Here is an 18,212-nt window from a genome sequence, read left to right as displayed (position 1 = left end):
AGAGGCAAAGGGAGAGATACAAATGAATAAGACAGAGTTTGAAAAAGTTCTACTCATTGTCAATCCAAAAGCAGGACAAGGTGATTTACATACAAATCTAGAAAAAATTGTCCCGCCACTAGCAGCCACTTTTCCCGACTTACGAATCCTTCATACAAAAGAGCAAGGAGATGCGACAAAATATTGTAGAGAATTTGCAAGTGAAGTTGATTTAATCATTGTCTTTGGCGGTGATGGAACCGTTTTTGAATGTACAAATGGACTAGCTCCTCTTGAAATAAGACCAACTCTTGCCATTATTCCAGGAGGAACTTGTAATGACTTCTCTCGTACACTTGGCATTCCACAAAATATTGCTCATGCAGCAAATGTGATTGTAAAAGGAGATACAAAGCCAGTTGATGTTGCAAAAGCAAATGACCAATACTTCTTAAATTTTTGGGGAATTGGACTTGTTTCGGAAGTATCTCATAACATTGACGCAGAGGAAAAAGCAAAGCTTGGGAAAATTGGTTACTATTTAAGTACACTTCGTACCGTTAAAAATGCTGATACTTTCTCTGTCAAGATTACGTATGATGGACAAATATACGAGGATGAAGCTGTCTTAGTAATGATAGGAAATGGAGAATATCTTGGTGGAATTCCTTCCTTCATTCCGAATGTACAATGTGATGATGGTTCCCTTGATATTTTTGCTGTAAGATCAACAGGTTTCCAAGCATTTAGAGATTATATTAACAAGAAACTCTTTGAAGACACTGATGAAAATGATATTTTTCATGCACAAGCAAAATCTATTCGCATTGAAACGAAAGAGGAAAAAGAAGTGGATACAGATGGAGAAAGTGCCCTGCACACACCATGCCACATTGAATTGTTACCTGGGCATTTTACAATGATTTATAACTCTAATACCGTGCGATAAAGTTATCATGAACGAAACTAGCTCCTTACCCGTAATTTCGTAGGTTAATTTGGTTACACTGAATAACTATAAAAAACAAACCAAATCAGAGCTACATTACGAAAGGAGCTAGTTTATTATGAAGGATATCACAAAATACGTAGTTTTAAACATTTCATTCCTATTTATTTACTACCGTACTTTTTTTCTGTATACACAAATACGAAATACTAGCAATGCTAAAAATAATACCACCGAAATAAATTCCATACTTCGTCGCCATTTCTACAATTGTTTCAATATCATTTCATATAGCCAAAGTGTATCAATCATTTTTTAAAAAATAGCATCAAAAATTCTTAAGATTTTATGAAGAAGTAAAAAAGACTTTGCGCACACCCGCAAAGTCTTTCTCCATTTATAAACCAAATATTTAATAGTATGAATCAACTGAATCGAAACGGAATGATCCTATTTGTTCATTCCTTTAAATTTCCGCTGTATGTTATAAAAAGCGACGCTAGATAATGTTGTGGGCCGATCCTCCAGAAATAGCAGACATTACATCTACAACTTGTTGGAAAAATTGTTTACAATCTAACTCACCACGGTGTAATTCCTTATATAATTGTCCATCTTTCATGAAGATAACACGTTTACAATAACTTGCCGCAAAGGCATCATGTGTAACCATTAAAATTGTTGCATGATCATATTCATTCAATGATTTCATACTTTCTAATAAATCAGTCGCTGCTTTTGAATCAAGCGCCCCTGTTGGCTCATCTCCAAAAATCATACTTGGATTTGTAACAATAGCACGAGAAGCTGCGCAGCGTTGCTTTTGTCCGCCAGATATTTGATAAGGAAATTGATTTAAAATATGATCAATTCCAAACTTCTTCGCAATTTCAAGTACGCGTCGGTCAATTTCATTTGCTTTTATCTTTGATAATGCAAGTGGTAACGCAATATTCTCTTTTACTGTTAACGAATCTAGTAAATTATACTCTTGGAAAATGAAACCTAAATGATTGCGGCGAAATAAAGCCAATGTATCATCATTCATCTTTACAATATCACTTCCATCAATGAAAATCTCACCGCTCGTCGCATGATCAATTGTAGAAAGAACATTTAAAAGAGTCGTCTTACCGGAACCAGATGGTCCCATAATTCCAACGAACTCACCTTCTTTTACTTCCAAATGAATGCTCTTTAACGCTTCAAATTGATTTCCACCTGTATCATATATTTTTTTTATATTTCTTGCTTCTAGCACTGTTTTCATCTATCATTCCTCGTTTCTTCTATTCTTTCTTTCCACTCTATCTACTCTCTACTTTTGCCACTATCGATGTTTCTTACAAAAAGAGGTCAGTTATGTAAGGGCTTTTAGTAGAAGAAAACGAAATACAGCTTTGCGAAATAACTACTTTACTACTGTAACACCAAGGATCAAGAACCATCCATTCATTCTTCTTACAGGAACATTACATTTCTGTAAGATTAAACAGCACCTATATCATTGTACATGGAATGTTAAATGCGGTTATTTCCTTCCTGCTACTCTAGAATCCAAACTTTGTAAAAGTAAAAAAGCTGTTCTTCCCCTAGAAGGAAAAACAGCTTTTCATTTTCCCTCTCCCCCTTTAGTCGTAAACGTAAACACCCACGCTAATAAATCTGGAAATACAGTCGTGTTTAAAGAGTAAACAACGAATTGTCCTCTTTTTTCATCTTGAATAAATTCAGCAGTTTTAAGTGATGCGAATCAATAATTAGACATTTAGATATTTATCTAAATATCTAACCAACAATAAATAATTGTAAATGATTCACATGTATCTTTTTACTTTTTCCACTTTTGTCCTATACTGTTTAGTAGCACTTATTGCAACATAATGAAAAGACAAGAAACACATGTTACACTATAGCTACAATGGCTTTTGGAGGAGGAATATACATATGTATACAGTTTTAATCGTTGAAGACGATCCAAATATTTCATCTTTGCTTCAATCTCATATTCAAAAATATGGTTATGAAGCTGTTATTGCGGAAAATTTCGATGATATTCTAGAATCATTTAACGCTGTAAATCCACATCTTGTCTTACTTGATGTTAATTTACCTAAATTCGATGGTTTTTACTGGTGTCGTCAAATTCGTCATGAATCAACCTGTCCTATCATTTTCATCTCTGCTCGTGCAGGTGAGATGGAACAAATTATGGCAATTGAAAGCGGTGCGGATGATTACATTACAAAACCATTCCACTATGACGTTGTGATGGCAAAAATAAAGGGACAATTACGACGGATTTATGGCGATTATGCACCAAATATTTCTGAACGAATCGTTGAAGTAGAAGGATTAAAATTATTCCCGGAACGACCAGAAATGCACTTTAAAGCTGAGCAAGTTCTTCTTACAAAAAAAGAGGCCATTTTGGCAGAAATGCTTCTAGCGAAGTTCCCACGCACAGCAAGCCGTGAAGATTTACTAGCTGCACTTTGGGATGATGAAAGCTTCGTGGAAGAAAATACATTAAATGTAAATATTACACGCCTTCGTAAGAAGTTTAATGAACTTGGCATTCAAAATGGAATTGAAACTGTGCGCGGATTGGGATATCGCTTAAATGCAACTTGGAGTGAATAAGCATGAGGTTATTTTTACGTGATCATTTTGCATTTTTTCTACTATATGCTTTAAATTTCGGTATCATTTTCATATTATATGACGCTGTCGATGGATTTCAAAATAACAAATTTTATTTTATCGTACTAAGTTTATATTTATTTATTTGCTTCCTTGCTTATCGCTATGTTCGCAATCGGAGAATGTATCATCGTTTAAGTGAACCACCCGATAAACTGGAAGATGCATTTATTGAAAGAGCAACAGCTCCTATGCCTCATAGTGTAAACGAGCTTGTTCGCACACAATATCGTTTGTTTCAAAAAGAATTGCAAACGTATGAAGTAAAACAACAGGAACATCAATTATTTATTAATCACTGGGTACATCAAATGAAAACTCCCGTTTCTGTTATGCAGCTTATGGTTCTAGAAATGGAAGATGAGCAATTAATTCCTAAGTTTAAAAAGGAACTCGATAGATTAAATCAAGGACTTGATATGGCATTATATATGGCAAGATTAAATAACTTCCACGAAGACTTCCATGTTGAAACCATATCATTGAAAGAGATTGTAACGAAAAATATTAATGGATTAAAAGAGCTATTGATTCGCAATGGAGTCTTCCCCGTGTTAGAAGTGCACTCTGATTTTAAAGTTGCTTCTGACGCGAAATGGTTGAATTTCATCATTTATCAATTAATGACAAATGCTGTCCGCTATTCGGGAGAGCATGGGAAAAAAGTTTTCTTATCTGCCTATTCTAATGGGACAAACATTGTTTTAGAAGTGCGCGATGAAGGTGTCGGTATTCCAAAAGAAGATATTCGCAGAGTATTCGAACCATTTTATACTGGAAAAAATGGTCGCACATTCGGAGAGTCTACCGGCATGGGCCTTTATATTGTAAGCAAAATTTGTGATTATTTAGGCCATTCCGTAACGCTCGATTCTGAAGTAGGCAAAGGCACTTCTATTAAAATTATTTTCCATCATGCTGTAAATAACGTATCTGATGAAAATAAGACGGTGATAAGTACATGACAATAGCATATTTCACAAAAGTGTATGAGGATTCATTCTCATACACTTTTTACAGCAAGATTTTTTGTTCTTTTATAAGGAGGCATACAGCATGACATTTTGGCAATTCGCATTAAAAAATGTAACACGTAACTCAAGAGCTTATTTCGCTTATTTTGTAAGTAGTGCGTTTTCCATTGCCACTTTCTTTTCATTTGCAGTGTATTTATTTCATCCTCGATTACAAAATATGAGTACATCAGATGCCGTAACAAGCTTAATGATTTTATCAGAAGTGATTATTGTCGGTTTCTCATTTTTATTCCTGCTTTATTCCATCGGTACTTTTTTAAAAGTGCGCAAAAAACAGTTTGGTATTTTAACCGTCTTAGGGATCTCACAAAGACAATTAAAGCGTCTTATATTTATGGAAAATATGTTAATTGGAGGATTGTCTATCTTTTTTGGGATACAATTCGGACTCGTTTTTTCACAATTTTTCTTGCTTGTAACAGCCAAAATCACACACGCATCTGGTCTATACTTATATTGGCCCACTGGTGCGATTATTTTAACTATAACAATCTTTCTTGGTCTCTTTATTGTTGTCTCAACTTTTACTCCTATGCTTATTCGAACAAGAAAAGCAGTACGCTTACTAAAAGAAGGGAATATGAAGCAGAAGGAACGTAAGCCTTCTATATTTATTTCTCTTTTTGGTATTACTTGTTTACTTTTAGGATATATATTAGCTGGCAATCCAAAATACTTTCTATCACTCGGCTTAGAAATCGGAACCATATACATTGCTTCTAGCGTTTTTGTTATTCCAGCACTCGTTACGATTGGAACATACCTTTTCTTTTCTCAAATTAGTTTCCTGCTGATTCGTATATTAAAAAGACAAAGAAAATTTTATATGAAACGGATTAATATGCTGTGGATTTCTGATTTAGCAAGTCGTATTCGAACCAATATTAATATGCTCTTTATTGTAGCAATGCTCTCCGCCCTTGCATTTACAATGATTACATTCATATATGGATTAGGAAAATTTATGAAATTTGATGTAGCAAACAATAAGCCATTTCCTTTCACTTATATTTCATATGATGCCAATCCATTTGCCTCACAGCATATGAATTGGCTAGAAAAACGACTTAGTGAAGAACAGTTTTCCTATAAAAAATTGAAAACTGATCTATATGAAATTTCATTGCAAAAAGACGAAACCATCTCATACGACCGAACTGCATATGTACTAAAGGAAAGTGATTATAATAAACTGGCAGATGCTTTAGGCTTGAAACACCTTTTTGTAAAAGACAATGAAACATATGTACTACCTGGGCATGGTTATCAAAATGTATTGAGCCCTCTGCAAAAAGATCTCAAGCAAACAAACATTACGCTGTCCCAGGCTTCACTTACATTACAAATAAAAGGATATGAAACATTCAGTGTAATACCGACTGGATTAACATCACAATTACTAATTTTATCTGATGATACTGTCCATGCATTATCCAGCCATATGAAGCATATGACACTATATAACTTTGCTGTACAAGATTGGGAAAGGACACACGTAATCGCTAGGGAATACCTTGATAAATTAACGGCAGATCGAAAAAGTATTGCATCGGAAGAGCCTTTATATATGATGGAAGAAGCAAGTGATACATTATATCAAATTAAATTAGGTGCTGCTTCCTTCTTCTTAATTGGTACGTTCCTTGGTGTCATTTTCTTTATCGGAGCTGGAAGTGTTCTTTATTTCCGTATGTACACCGATTTAGCAAATGAACATGAAAAGTATATTACCATTACCAAAATTGGTCTAACCGAATTAGAGATGCAGCAATCGGCTACGATTCAACTTGCTATCTTGTTTTTTGTTCCTTATATTATGGCTTCCATCCATACAATGTTTGCAACGAAAATGCTACAAGAAGTGATAAACTTATCATTATTTACTGAAGTTACAGTTGTTCTCATTATATTTGGAATGGTCGAGATTCTCTTTTTCTTCTTAATTCGTTCCTTGTATATACAAAAGTTATCGCAGCACATTAAGCTTTAAAAAATAGAAAGGTGAATTCTTATGGAAGAAGTATTGCATATAAAAAATGTCTCAAAAGTGTATGAGGGTAAGGTCCCTCATACTGCTTTAAAAAATATTAATTTACATGTAGATAAAGGAGAGTTTGTTGCCATTATGGGGCCTTCTGGGAGTGGAAAGTCCACTTTCTTAAATGTAATTTCAACGATTGATTCTCCTACTGCTGGTGAAGTATTTATTAATGGCAAACAGCCGCATACGTTCCGGCGTGAAAAGCTTGCTGTATTCCGCCGTCAAGAACTAGGGTTTGTCTTTCAAAACTTTAATCTTTTAGACACATTAACAATTGGAGAAAATATTGTCTTACCATTAACGCTAGACAATGTTCCTTTAAAAGAAATGGATGAAAAACTTGATAGTATCTCAAAGAAACTTGGAATTGATCATATTTTAGATAAACGAATTTTTGAGGTTTCTGGTGGACAAGCCCAGCGAACTGCAGTAGCTCGTGCGGTCATTCATCATCCATCTCTTCTACTTGCAGATGAACCGACGGGAAACCTAGATTCAAAAGCAGCCATCGATGTTATGGAATTGTTTACAAAACTCAATAAAGAAGAGAATGCTACGATTTTAATGGTAACGCATGATCCTTTTGCCGCAAGTTATTGCAATCGCGTTATCTTCATTAAAGATGGAGAGCTTTATAATGAATTACATCGCGGATTGTATCGTGAGAAGTTCTATCAAGAAATATTAGATGTATTAGCATTGCTTGGCGGAAGACGCGGATGACGTTTTTGCAATTTGCATTTAAAAATGTAACGCGCAATTCGAGAGCTTATTTTGCTTACTTTGTAAGTAGTGCATTTTCCTTTGCTGTGTATTTATTTCATCCTAAACTTAAAAATAGTGAACTCAATCAAGCCCTTAACATCTTGATAGCTACTTCCGAAGTTGTCATTCTCTTCCTCTCCTTTTTCTTTTTGCTATATTCTATTGGTACCTTTTTAAAAGTACGCAAGAAACAATTTGGCATCTTAACTGTTTTAGGAACATCACAAAAACAATTCATACATGAAAAACGTTCAGCATGATCTCGAATCCGTTCAGACGGAGCATCCTCCATTTCATGCTACTGAGACCAGCAATTCACTGTATCAATTAGGAGTTGCCTCTTTTTTCTTAATTGGTACATTCCTTGGTGTAATCTTTTTCATCGGTGCTGGAAGTGTTCTTTATTTCCGTATGTACACCGATTTAGCAACTGAACATGAAAAATATATTACCATTACCAAAATCGGTTTAACAGAATACGAGATGAAACAATCTGTTACCATTCAGCTTGCCATCTTATTCTTTGTTCCATATATTATGGCTTCTATTCATACATTTTTTGCAACAAAGATGCTGCAAGATATATTAGGCTTATCCTTATCTGCTGAAATCACAGTTGTGCTAACGATTTTTGGATCGGTTGAAATTCTCTTTTTCTTTTTACTTCTCTCTCTATGCAAAAATTATCACATCCTATTAGATTATGAATAAAATAGCCTTGTGCGTCACACACAAGGCTATTTTTAATAGTTTTTGTTAGCAGCCGTAACCATATCCGCCATATCCGCAATAGCCGCCGCCGAAGCAGCTAGCTCCGATAATAATTAACAGAATAAACAATACAATTAAAAGCGCAAAGCCGCCTCCGCAACCATGATGTCCATGCCCATGTCTGTTATCGCACTTTTCACTCATTTGCTCTATTCCTCCTTTACTATCATTCGTAACAAGATCTCCAATCTTGCTCTAAATGAGGGGATTCAATTTATATTATGTTTTTGGGGCAAATGGGAAGCTTGTTTGGCACAAAAACGGGCTTGTGCTCTTATGTACAAAGAAAAAGAGGATCCGCTATATGAATCCTTTTTTTATCTCTTATATATAATATGTTGCTTTGTTATTTCCTCTAATCTCTCGCGGTTCACAGCATATCCAAGCCCAGTAGCTTTCGGAACAATCACTTTTCCATTCTGAAGCGTTACTTCTGGCAAAATAATATCCTTCTCCCAATGTCTATTAGAAGCAGAAATATCTCCTGGAATCGTAAAGTTTGGAAGCGATGCTAATGCAATATTTTGTGCGCGTGAAATTCCCATTTCAACCATACCGCCGCACCAAACTGGAATGTTATGATTCCTACAATAATCATGAATTTGAATGGATTCCGTAAGTCCTCCCACTCGGCCCGGCTTAATATTCATAATGCGACAACTTCCAAGTGTAATTGCTACTCTTGCATCTTCCAAGCTATGAATACTTTCATCTAAACAAATGGGGGTTTCCATTTGTTTTTGAAGCTTGGCGTGATCCAAAAAATCGTTATCCGCTAACGGCTGCTCAATCATCATTAATTGAAATTCATCCAGCCTTTTTAACCGCTCAATATCCGCTAACGTATACGCAGAATTCGCATCTGCCATAAGTGGTATCTTTGGAAAAACTCTTCGTATTTCCTTTAGCAATTCATAATCAAGTTCCGGCTTAATTTTCACTTTAAAGCGCTGATACCCTTCTTCTGCGTACGTTTCAATTCGTTTCAACATATTGGGAACTGTATCTAACCCGACTACAACCCCTACTTCAATTTCTGGCTGTGTTCCCCCAAGTAAAGTTGCTAATGACTGATTATGACGTTTCGCATATAAGTCCCATACAGCCCCTTCTATTCCTGCTTTCGCCATATGGTTCCGTTTTATATGTTGAAAGAGACTAGGAATTTCATCTGGGTGCATAATTTCAAGCTTTAGCAAATCTGGCAATAAAAAATCTCGAAGCATATGAAGTGCTGTTGTGATTGTTTCTTCCGTATACCACGGTTCTGAAAAGGCGACAACTTCTCCAAACCCGATATATCCGTCCGTATCCTCCAATTCAACTACAATGCTTTCCCGTCTTTCATATGTGCCATAACTCGCAGCAAAAGGAATAACAAGCGGCATTTCTGTTACATAGAGCGTTGCCTTGTTAATTCTCATTTATTTCTCCTCCAAAAGCTGCCTTAGTTCACGTCTTAATAATTTTTTTGAAGCATTACGCGGTAACTCATGTAAAAAATAAACCGCTTTTGGCACCTTATACTTTGCCAATTTCTCTTCGCAAAAATGAATCATTTCTTCCTCGGTAACCTGCCCCGCTTTTACAACAAATGCAACAGGTACTTGTCCCCATGTTTCATCAGACTTTCCAACGACACCTGCTTCTAAAACGAGCGGATGAGAAAGTAATACCTCTTCAATTTGCGCAGGATAAATGTTTTCGCCACCTGAAATAATTAAATCACTGCGACGATCTAATACATATAAAAATCCTTCGTCGTCTACATAACCAAGATCACCAGTATGAAGCCAACCATCTACAATTGTTTCACGCGTTGCATCTTCACGCTTAAAATATCCTCGTGTGACGTTAGGACCTTTCACAACAATTTCTCCTTCTACATTTGCAGGCATAACCTTACCGTCCTTCTCAATGCGAAGTTGACATGGGAAAAGAGGTTTCCCTGCAGAACCAACTTTCGTTAACATATAATCAGCAGAAAGCGTACAAATTTGTGAAGATGTTTCTGTCATTCCATATGTTTGATATACTGGAATTCCTTTTTGTACACATGCTTCTAAAAGGGGCTTTGGTGCCGGTCCTCCGCCTAATAACATGCAGCGTAAAGAGCTTGGATATGTTTCATTTCCCAGTCTCTCTAACAAATCTGTCAACATCTTTGCAACAACTGATATAATGGTTACCCCTTTTGTTTGAATGGCTTGATGAATAAAATCTGGGTCATATTTGGGAACTAACAATACTCGCATACCGTACATAATGTTTTTCATTAAAAGAGATAATCCGCCTACATGAAACATTGGCATACATGCTAACCAACAATCATCATCGCGAAGCCCTAAATTCAGCGAAGAACCCACAGCACTTGCCCAATGGTTCCCATATGTTAAAATAACTCCTTTTGGCTTGCCCGTTGTTCCAGATGTATAAATGATTGTCATTGCCTCTGCTAAAGAAAATTCCTCTTGAATCACCACAGACTGCTTTGGTCCGTTCTCCACTTCCTCAAATGTGTAGACAGGCACCTGCTCTGGTTCAAATATTTGATCAGTTAATAAGCAAATCACTTCAGCATCTTCCATTTGCCAAAGTAGCTCTTCTCTTGAAAGACGTGTATTTAGTAATACAGCTATAGCTCCTATATAAGATAGTGCATGAATCACTGCAATCATTTCCATACCATTTTTCATCAGAACAGCCACTTTTTGACCTTTTTTTATTTGTAAGTAAGCAAGGTTTTCACAAACAGATACTACTTTTTCATGTAATGCGAAGAAAGTAATTTTCTCCTCTTTTGTTTCAATTGCGATGCGATCCGGTGTTAAAAATGCACGTTGCATTAGCCAATTGGGCATTGTCTCCATTTCCAATTCTCCTTCCATGAAAGAAAGAGACTTGATGTGTATCAAGTCTCTTATTCTGAACGAGCTACTTCCGCATGGGAAAGTAAAAATTACTCTTCATGCGAAAGAACATTAGCCGTCAGGGATAGACATTCGATTCCGCTTTTGATCAAGGGAAACGAGGGAATTGTCCGAAGTCTGGACGGCGTTTTTCTTTGAACGCGTCACGACCTTCTTTTGCTTCGTCAGTTGTGTAATACAATAACGTTGCGTCTCCCGCTAGTTGTTGAATACCAGCTAGGCCGTCCGTGTCTGCGTTGAATGCAGCTTTTAAGAAACGTAATGCCATTGGGCTCTTTTCTAAAATTTCTTCTGCCCATTTTACTGTTTCTTCTTCTAATTGATCTAGTGGTACAACTGTATTAATTAAGCCCATATCAAGCGCTTCTTGTGCGTTATATTGGCGACATAAATACCAAATTTCACGAGCTTTCTTATGACCTACCATGCGAGCTAAATAACCAGCACCGTATCCACCATCAAAGCTTCCTACTTTCGGACCAGTTTGTCCAAATACTGCGTTGTCTGCCGCAATTGTTAAATCACATACAATATGAAGTACGTGTCCACCACCAATTGCATAACCTGCTACCATTGCGATAACTGGTTTCGGAATTGCACGGATTAAACGTTGTAAGTCTAATACGTTTAATCGAGGAATTTTGTCTCCTCCTACATATCCACCATGACCGCGAACTTTTTGGTCGCCGCCAGAACAGAATGCACGTCCACCTTCACCAGTTAAAATGATAACGCCGATATTTTCATCATCACGCGCATGTGCAAAAGCATCGATTAACTCCATTACCGTTTCAGGACGGAATGCGTTATGTACTTCAGGGCGATTAATCGAAATCTTTGCGATACCATTGTATGTGGAATAAATAATATCTTCGTAATTGCCTTCTTTTATCCATTCGATAGCCATTACTCTTACCTCCTTTTTGTTGTGCTAATATAAGTTCAACTTTCTCTAAAAAAAGAAAGCATCACCGTATGGTTTTTAAAAATCCCTCTACTATTGTACCAAACTTTTGCGGTTGTTCCACATGAATTGCATGGCCTGCTTTATCAATTTTGACAAATTTCGCGTTTCGGATGCGTTTTTGCATATTTTTTAAGATTAAAAAAAACTTTTTGTCATACTCTCCACTTAGTAACAGAACAGGCATCTTCAGTCCTGCCAGCTCATTCCACCAAGAAGGCTGAGCGCCTGTCCCCATACCTCTTAAACTATTTGCAAGTCCCCTCGGATGATTTGCGAGCCGCTCTTTTCTTACTGCCTGCTTTATGGCTTGTGGCAATGTTTTTTGCGTTGCAAATAAAGGTATGTTTTCCCAATGATTTACGAAGACTTCGATTCCTTCTAATTCAATTCGCTCTGCCAATTGTTCATCCTTCATGCGGCGTGCTTTTCTGTCCGCCTCTGTTTCGAGCCCAGCTGTACAGTTTTCTAATATAAGTGATTTTACGCGCTCCGGATACAAACACGACATTGTAATGGCAAGTCTTCCGCCCATTGAATATCCAAGTATATGCGCCTTTTCAATTTGCAAGTGATCGAGCAACTTTGTCATCTGCACCGCCACATTTTGAATATCATAATGAACTAGGCTTTCAGGGCTTTCCGTTTTCCCATGTCCTACAATATCAACAGTGATCACTTGAAACTGTTTGCTCCATAAAGGAAGAAATGACCGCCATGTTTCCATGCTTCCTGTAAAACCATGAAGGAGCAATAATGCCTCCCCACTTCCAGCCACTTCATATTCATACGCCACACCTTCTAGTGTTACTTTCATTCCGTGTCACCTTGCAACATGTCTTTGATTTCTATTACGGATTTTGCCCACAATTTACGATGCAACTGTACATTTTCTTCTCGATTCGTACAAATTTCCACAACATGTAATCCTCTTTCTATTATTCCTTTTTGTACTTCCTCACGAAATGCTTCCCAGCCACTTACGCGAACAAATGAACCACCGTACATCTTTACAACATGCTCATAATCAAGACCAAGCGGTGTTCCAAATAGCGATTCAAAATGCTCTTTTGACTCATATTGTGGTAAGAATGAAAAAATACCTCCACCATCATTATTCACAACAACAATAGTTATATTTAAATCATGTAATTTCGCTGCTAAAAGACCATTTAAATCATGATAAAATGATAAATCACCAATTACTAATACAAGTGGTTCACAAACAGTGCTTGCTCCTAATGCAGTGGAAATAATTCCATCAATACCATTCACACCACGATTGGCCATCACATGTATTTTTTTCTCGTTTGTAAATAAAAATGTATCTGCATCACGAATTGGCATACTGTTACTTACAAATAATGTCGCACCTTCTGGTAATATACGAACAATATCTGTAATCACTTTTCCTTCAAAAGCAGTATCATATGCTTCAACTTCACGAAGTGTTTCCTTTGTTTTATCGTTTATATGTTTCCATTTTTTGAACCAGTCATTCTGTTCTCGTTTTTGCATATGTTCTGTCATCGCTTTGCAAAATGCCACATCGCTTGCAGAAACAACTTCTGTTGTCATTAAAGCTGGGTCTCGCCACTTTCCAGATTCATCTACAATGATATGAACAGCACTCTCTTGTTTTTTTATATATTGCGTTAATGCTTTTGATACAGGCATACCACCAAAACGGATGATGATATCTGGCTTCCACGTATCTTTTAATAATTCATTTCGCAAAAAGGTATCATAGCAATCGATAATCATTGTTTGATTATGGCTTCCAGTCCGAAGATTTGAAAGTGGGTCCGCTAAAACTGGGTATCCTGTTTTCTCCGCAAACTCCGCAATCACTTCTACAAGCTCTAGGTGACTATCGTCTCCACAAACAATAAGCCCCTTTTCTAGACGTGAAAGGCGCTTTATAAGAGAACGGATATATTCACTCGTTAGCGTCATGCTTCCTTGTTGAACCCTATTCGTATATTCTCCGCACCCTTGTTCCCACAATCCATCTAACGAAAAGTCTGGAATAAGTGGTTCGCGAAGTGGGAAGTTCATATGGACAGGTCCCATTGGTGCAAAAGATGCACTTGCCACAGCACGTCCAGCTGCCATGCGAACATATTGATACATTGGCTCTCTCGCTTCTGGAAGTGCCATTTCCATAAATTGTTTCACAAATGAGCCGTATAAATTGAATTGATTCATTGCCTGCGGTGCTCCTACATCTCTCAATTCATGCGGTCTATCTGCAGTTAAAACGAGTAGGGGTACTCTTGCATGATACGCTTCACAAACAGCTGGATAATAATTTGCTGCGGCTGTTCCCGACGTACATAATATCGCCACAGGCTGTTTTTTCGCTTTCGCCATACCGAGCGCGAAAAAGGCCGCGGATCGTTCATCTACGTGTAAATATGTTTTTATTTGTTCATGCTGCTCCATTAATAAGGCTAGCGGTGTTGATCGCGAGCCTGGACTAATGACAACATCACATACATTTAGACGCGCTAGTTCGTCAACAAACGCGCCTAAATAATATGATAATGCTTCTATATGATTATTCATTTCATCAATTCCTCCAAAGCACCAAGCATCGGTCTAAACTTCAAACTTGTCTCTTCATATTCAAGCTGTGGGACAGAATCCATTACAATGCCACAGCCCGCAAATAAGGATGCCTTTTCACCATTTAATAATCCACAGCGCAATGCCACTGCAAATTCTCCGTTCCCTTGCTCATCCATCCAACCGATTGGTGCCCCGTACAATCCTCTATCTAATAATTCAACATCACGAATTAATTTCATCGCTACGTGACGAGGTGTGCCACCAAGAGCTGGCGTTGGATGCAATTCTTCTACCAATGTTAAAAGGGAAGCATCCCCCTCCGCTTCAACAGGTGTATATAAATGAATTAAATTTTTCGTTGTTAATAATCCTGGACTCTCTGGAATATTAACAAATTCGCAATGTTCCTGTAATACACTACGGATCATATTTACTACATAACCATGCTCTACTAAATTCTTTTCATCATGAAGGAGCATTTCGCCATTTTTTTGACTCTCTTCTATAGAATTCCCCTGCCCAATTGATCCAGCAAGGCACATAGAAGTGAACTTATTCCCTTCTTTACGGATTAATCGTTCCGGTGTCGCTCCTAAGAAGCACGCTCCTTTATAATCAAAAGAAAATACATAGCAATCCGGCTGTCCAATACGAAGTGCTTCTAGCACGCGAGCAGAATCAATTTGTTGGTCTATTTCTAATTTAAGTTCTCGCGCTAATACCACTTTCTGTATGTTTCCCTTTCTCATTTCCTCTTGTACTTTTTCAATTGCATGCATCCATCCTTGCGGGTCTACTTCCACTTTAGAAGTAACCGTTAATCGCGATTCTTCAAGCGGATATTCACTTTCTTGTAAAATTCTTTCCTCTAAAGAAGAAATTTCTTCATATTTCTTATCCGCAGAATCTTTAGCCGAAACAAAAGTATTTATCGTAAGCCATGCTTTTTCGTTTTTTACTGTTAATAAAAAGGCTGGCAATGAAAATGTTGTATCTTTAAATTCCTTCCAAAGCTCCGTTTGTTCCTTTTCTGGATCAAATGAAAAACCGCCAAATAAAAGCGGACCTGTCCCAAATTCATACGCTTCTCTTTGAATAACCGCCTTCTCTTGTACTCTGTTCCACTGCTGACGAGCATCTTGAAAGCGTGCATTTGAAGAGTTTACTATGTTGAAAACAGAACCAATCCCCGCAAATATAACGCGCTCTGCTGGATCTGCAAAATAACATCTATGCTCGGATGCAATCCTTTTTCCTGCCGCATAAAACAGCAACGGATCTATCCAATCTATTTGTTTTACAAAACTAACCAATGTCTGTTCATTTGTACTCTTTTCAATCGCTGTAGTGAGTACTTCTTGCAAGTCTTTTTGTTTCGTTTGAATCACAAAGTCTCCCCCCTATGGGCGAAAAATAGTCATAAATACGCTTGATTTTAAGATACACCTCAAACGAAAGTCATGTCAACGATTAGCATTTCTGAGAAATTCGTCTGCTCTTCCTAAAAAATAAACGTTGACACTATATAATGCTTTTTTCTACACTTAAGTGTGTACATTATGTGACCAAGGAGGAATCAAAATGGAAATGAAAGTCGAAACGAATTCCTCTCCTATGGCGCCAAAACCGAAGAAACAGACAGGTTGGCGCATTTGGTGGAGTTTATTGCGTCCTCATACATTAACTGCTGCGTTTGTTCCTGTTTTTATTGGAACAGCTTATGCAATGCAAGTCGGCGGTATAAATCAAATACACCTTCCTCTTTTCTTTATCATGCTTCTTGCTTGTCTTCTCATTCAAGCAGCAACAAACATGTTTAATGAATACTTTGATTACAAAAGAGGATTGGATCATGAAGGTTCAGTTGGGATTGGCGGAGCGATTGTCCGCGACGGTATTAAACCAAAAACTGTATTGAACTTAGCCTTTGGATTTTTTGGTATTTCCATTCTATTAGGCGTTTACATTTGCATGAATTCTAGCTGGTGGCTTGCAGCAATCGGCCTTATTTGTATGGCTGTTGCCTACCTTTATACAGGTGGTCCACTTCCAATTGCGTACACACCATTTGGGGAATTAACAGCTGGATTATTTATGGGCGTTATTATTATTGGAATTTCATTCTTTATTCAAACTGGAACTGTAACATCAGAAGTTGTTCTCTTATCTATCCCAAATGCAATATTAATTGGTGCTATTTTACTTTCAAACAATATTCGCGATTTAGATGGAGATAAAGAAAACGGTCGTAACACATTAGCAATTATCGTGGGACGTGAAAAAGCAATTGGTGTTCTTGCTTCGATGTTTATCGTTTCTTACATTTGGACAGTTGCACTTATCATCGTTGGAATCGTATCTCCATGGATGCTCATTGTATTCTTAAGTGTCCCGAAAGCATTTAAAGCAACAAAAGGCTTTATTGGAAAGAGCATTCCAATGGAAATGGTACCGGCAATGGTAGCAACAGCGAAAACAAATACAATTTTCGGTTTCTTAATGGGAATTGGATTACTACTTGGATATTTCTTATAAAAAATGAGCTGCTTATGCGGCTCATTTTTTATTTATCGGCGGTTCGGAGCAATTTATCGGCGATTCATCACTACTTATCGGCGGTTCGGGGCAATTTATCGGCGATTCGACACCACTTATCGACCAACCGACAAATTTCAACATAAAAATCCACCTCATAATTCCTACATGCAAGGCTCATACTACATAAGGAAACCGAATTGTAGGAAGGTGGATACGATGTTAACTCCACAACAAATCAATCATTTTAGAGCCATATTAGAAAAGCAAAAACAAGAATTAGAACAAACGTTGCAAAATCATGAAAATGAAGATCGTGCTTCTGAGCGGGAATCAGTTGGCGAACTATCCGCTTATGATAATCATCCAGGGGATATGGCAACAGAATTGTATGAACGTGAAAAAGATTTTGGGCTCATTGAATTTTGGAACAAACAGCTCCAAGATACAAAGCATGCTTTAGAAAAAATCGAAGCAGGCACATATGGTATTTGCGAAGTTTCGGGCGAACCTATTCCGCTTGAAAGGCTAGAAGCAATGCCTACTGCCACAGCATGCATCGAGCACACAACAAATCAATTCAATACAAGAACACGGCCAGTTGAAGAAGAAATTCTAAAACCGTCATTTAGTAGACACGACAAAGATCGTTCTGTCCAATACGACGCGGAAGATGCTTGGCAAGATGTCGCCAATTATGGAACATCCGAAACACCTGCTGATTTAGAAAGACGAGATTCCAAAAACTATAATGAAATGTATATCAATGGTGAAGAACACGTCGGATATGTTGAGGATTTCGAAAATTTCATCGGAACAGATATACATGGGAAAAACCCACAAATTTTTGCGACAGAAGAACATGAAGAATATGAACAGATGCTGGATGATTTTGAAGAGCGTACTTTTAAAGGGGAATTATCTATTAATGAATCGCACTTTAAAGAATAATAAAAAAGCATTCCGA

Annotated in this window: 16 protein-coding genes and 2 pseudogenes; 9 read left to right on the top strand and 9 right to left on the bottom strand. The window is 37.2% G+C overall.

What is annotated here, in order from left to right; genetic code table 11:
• Positions 1-22: 22 nt before the first annotated feature.
• A complete protein-coding gene (locus tag MR056_RS10575; protein ID WP_012095937.1) occupies positions 23-928 on the top strand; it encodes a diacylglycerol/lipid kinase family protein in 906 nt (301 codons plus the stop codon).
• 499 nt (positions 929-1,427) lie between these two features.
• Here MR056_RS10575 and MR056_RS10570 read toward each other — a convergent pair whose 3' ends face one another.
• Both MR056_RS10570 and MR056_RS10565 read right to left on the bottom strand, forming a co-directional pair.
• Positions 1,428-2,198, bottom strand: coding sequence for an ABC transporter ATP-binding protein (locus MR056_RS10570; RefSeq protein ID WP_012095938.1), 771 nt, complete (start codon positions 2,196-2,198; stop codon positions 1,428-1,430).
• Positions 2,199-2,540: 342 nt separating this feature from the next.
• Positions 2,541-2,675, bottom strand: a pseudogene (locus tag MR056_RS10565) (transcriptional regulator); the annotation flags it as partial.
• A gap of 200 nt (positions 2,676-2,875) precedes the next feature.
• Here MR056_RS10565 and MR056_RS10560 point away from each other — a divergent pair.
• The 6 genes and pseudogenes from MR056_RS10560 to MR056_RS10535 all read left to right on the top strand — a co-directional run.
• Positions 2,876-3,571 (top strand): response regulator transcription factor, encoded by a 696-nt coding sequence (locus MR056_RS10560; RefSeq protein ID WP_012095939.1) that lies wholly within the window; start codon positions 2,876-2,878, stop codon positions 3,569-3,571.
• A 2-nt stretch (positions 3,572-3,573) separates the two neighbouring features.
• Positions 3,574-4,596, top strand: a complete 1,023-nt coding sequence (locus tag MR056_RS10555) for a sensor histidine kinase (RefSeq protein WP_012095940.1) — start codon at positions 3,574-3,576, stop codon at positions 4,594-4,596.
• Positions 4,597-4,687: 91 nt separating this feature from the next.
• Entirely contained in the window at positions 4,688-6,658 is a 1,971-nt protein-coding gene (locus MR056_RS10550) for an FtsX-like permease family protein (RefSeq protein ID WP_012095941.1), read from the top strand.
• A gap of 21 nt (positions 6,659-6,679) precedes the next feature.
• Positions 6,680-7,432, top strand: coding sequence for an ABC transporter ATP-binding protein (locus tag MR056_RS10545; protein WP_012095942.1), 753 nt, complete (start codon positions 6,680-6,682; stop codon positions 7,430-7,432).
• The gene (locus MR056_RS10540; protein WP_041810093.1) at positions 7,429-7,734 is read left to right on the top strand and encodes an FtsX-like permease family protein; all 306 of its coding nucleotides are present in this window, start codon (positions 7,429-7,431) and stop codon (positions 7,732-7,734) included. The genes MR056_RS10545 and MR056_RS10540 overlap by 4 nt, the downstream gene beginning before the upstream one ends.
• 13 nt (positions 7,735-7,747) lie before the next feature.
• A pseudogene (locus tag MR056_RS10535) lies at positions 7,748-8,185 on the top strand (ABC transporter permease); the annotation flags it as partial.
• A 45-nt stretch (positions 8,186-8,230) separates the two neighbouring features.
• Here the strand turns inward: MR056_RS10535 and MR056_RS10530 are convergent.
• The 7 genes from MR056_RS10530 to MR056_RS10500 all read right to left on the bottom strand — a co-directional run bounded on the left by MR056_RS10530 (position 8,231) and on the right by MR056_RS10500 (position 16,098).
• On the bottom strand, positions 8,231-8,389 hold the full coding sequence (locus tag MR056_RS10530) for a YjcZ family sporulation protein (protein ID WP_210351834.1): 159 nt from the start codon (positions 8,387-8,389) through the stop codon (positions 8,231-8,233).
• Positions 8,390-8,562: 173 nt separating this feature from the next.
• The gene (gene menC / locus MR056_RS10525) at positions 8,563-9,669 is read right to left on the bottom strand and encodes an o-succinylbenzoate synthase (protein WP_012095943.1); all 1,107 of its coding nucleotides are present in this window, start codon (positions 9,667-9,669) and stop codon (positions 8,563-8,565) included.
• Positions 9,670-11,115 (bottom strand): o-succinylbenzoate--CoA ligase, encoded by a 1,446-nt coding sequence (locus MR056_RS10520; RefSeq protein WP_012095944.1) that lies wholly within the window; start codon positions 11,113-11,115, stop codon positions 9,670-9,672.
• Positions 11,116-11,263: 148 nt separating this feature from the next.
• On the bottom strand, positions 11,264-12,082 hold the full coding sequence (gene menB / locus MR056_RS10515) for a 1,4-dihydroxy-2-naphthoyl-CoA synthase (RefSeq protein ID WP_012095945.1): 819 nt from the start codon (positions 12,080-12,082) through the stop codon (positions 11,264-11,266).
• 61 nt (positions 12,083-12,143) lie between these two features.
• The gene (gene menH / locus MR056_RS10510) at positions 12,144-12,956 is read right to left on the bottom strand and encodes a 2-succinyl-6-hydroxy-2,4-cyclohexadiene-1-carboxylate synthase (RefSeq protein ID WP_012095946.1); all 813 of its coding nucleotides are present in this window, start codon (positions 12,954-12,956) and stop codon (positions 12,144-12,146) included.
• Positions 12,953-14,707 carry a 2-succinyl-5-enolpyruvyl-6-hydroxy-3-cyclohexene-1-carboxylic-acid synthase gene (menD, locus tag MR056_RS10505; protein WP_012095947.1) on the bottom strand — a complete coding sequence of 585 codons (1,755 nt, stop codon included), beginning with the start codon at positions 14,705-14,707 and terminating at the stop codon, positions 12,953-12,955. The genes menH and menD overlap by 4 nt, the downstream gene beginning before the upstream one ends.
• Complete coding sequence (locus tag MR056_RS10500) at positions 14,704-16,098, bottom strand: isochorismate synthase (RefSeq protein WP_012095948.1); 1,395 nt, start codon at positions 16,096-16,098, stop codon at positions 14,704-14,706. Before MR056_RS10500 ends, menD begins: the two co-directional genes overlap by 4 nt.
• A 193-nt stretch (positions 16,099-16,291) precedes the next feature.
• On the opposite strand from MR056_RS10500, the gene MR056_RS10495 reads away from it, so the two are divergent.
• Both MR056_RS10495 and MR056_RS10490 read left to right on the top strand, forming a co-directional pair.
• Complete coding sequence (locus tag MR056_RS10495) at positions 16,292-17,245, top strand: 1,4-dihydroxy-2-naphthoate polyprenyltransferase (RefSeq protein WP_012095950.1); 954 nt, start codon at positions 16,292-16,294, stop codon at positions 17,243-17,245.
• 219 nt (positions 17,246-17,464) lie between these two features.
• Positions 17,465-18,196 carry a yteA family sporulation protein gene (locus MR056_RS10490; protein ID WP_012095951.1) on the top strand — a complete coding sequence of 244 codons (732 nt, stop codon included), beginning with the start codon at positions 17,465-17,467 and terminating at the stop codon, positions 18,194-18,196.
• Positions 18,197-18,212 lie beyond the last annotated feature (16 nt).

Origin of the sequence: Bacillus cereus group sp. BfR-BA-01360, from assembly GCF_022663595.1 — a bacterium.
GTDB classification, from domain to species: domain Bacteria; phylum Bacillota; class Bacilli; order Bacillales; family Bacillaceae_G; genus Bacillus_A; species Bacillus_A cytotoxicus.
This window is presented reverse-complemented; position numbering and strand designations above follow the sequence as displayed.

Excerpts from the sequence above, each read along its gene's own strand:
- MR056_RS10495 (WP_012095950.1), top strand. The coding sequence starts at position 16,292 with ATGGAAATGAAAGTCGAAACGAATTCCTCTCCTATGGCGCCAAAACCG.
- menB (WP_012095945.1), bottom strand. The coding sequence starts at position 12,082 with ATGGCTATCGAATGGATAAAAGAAGGCAATTACGAAGATATTATTTAT.
- MR056_RS10575 (WP_012095937.1), top strand. The coding sequence starts at position 23 with ATGAATAAGACAGAGTTTGAAAAAGTTCTACTCATTGTCAATCCAAAA.
- MR056_RS10570 (WP_012095938.1), bottom strand. The coding sequence starts at position 2,198 with ATGAAAACAGTGCTAGAAGCAAGAAATATAAAAAAAATATATGATACA.
- menC (WP_012095943.1), bottom strand. The coding sequence starts at position 9,669 with ATGAGAATTAACAAGGCAACGCTCTATGTAACAGAAATGCCGCTTGTT.
- MR056_RS10530 (WP_210351834.1), bottom strand. The coding sequence starts at position 8,389 with ATGAGTGAAAAGTGCGATAACAGACATGGGCATGGACATCATGGTTGC.
- MR056_RS10490 (WP_012095951.1), top strand. The coding sequence starts at position 17,465 with ATGTTAACTCCACAACAAATCAATCATTTTAGAGCCATATTAGAAAAG.
- MR056_RS10555 (WP_012095940.1), top strand. The coding sequence starts at position 3,574 with ATGAGGTTATTTTTACGTGATCATTTTGCATTTTTTCTACTATATGCT.
- MR056_RS10550 (WP_012095941.1), top strand. The coding sequence starts at position 4,688 with ATGACATTTTGGCAATTCGCATTAAAAAATGTAACACGTAACTCAAGA.
- MR056_RS10545 (WP_012095942.1), top strand. The coding sequence starts at position 6,680 with ATGGAAGAAGTATTGCATATAAAAAATGTCTCAAAAGTGTATGAGGGT.
- menH (WP_012095946.1), bottom strand. The coding sequence starts at position 12,956 with ATGAAAGTAACACTAGAAGGTGTGGCGTATGAATATGAAGTGGCTGGA.
- MR056_RS10520 (WP_012095944.1), bottom strand. The coding sequence starts at position 11,115 with ATGGAGACAATGCCCAATTGGCTAATGCAACGTGCATTTTTAACACCG.
- menD (WP_012095947.1), bottom strand. The coding sequence starts at position 14,707 with ATGAATAATCATATAGAAGCATTATCATATTATTTAGGCGCGTTTGTT.
- MR056_RS10560 (WP_012095939.1), top strand. The coding sequence starts at position 2,876 with ATGTATACAGTTTTAATCGTTGAAGACGATCCAAATATTTCATCTTTG.
- MR056_RS10540 (WP_041810093.1), top strand. The coding sequence starts at position 7,429 with ATGACGTTTTTGCAATTTGCATTTAAAAATGTAACGCGCAATTCGAGA.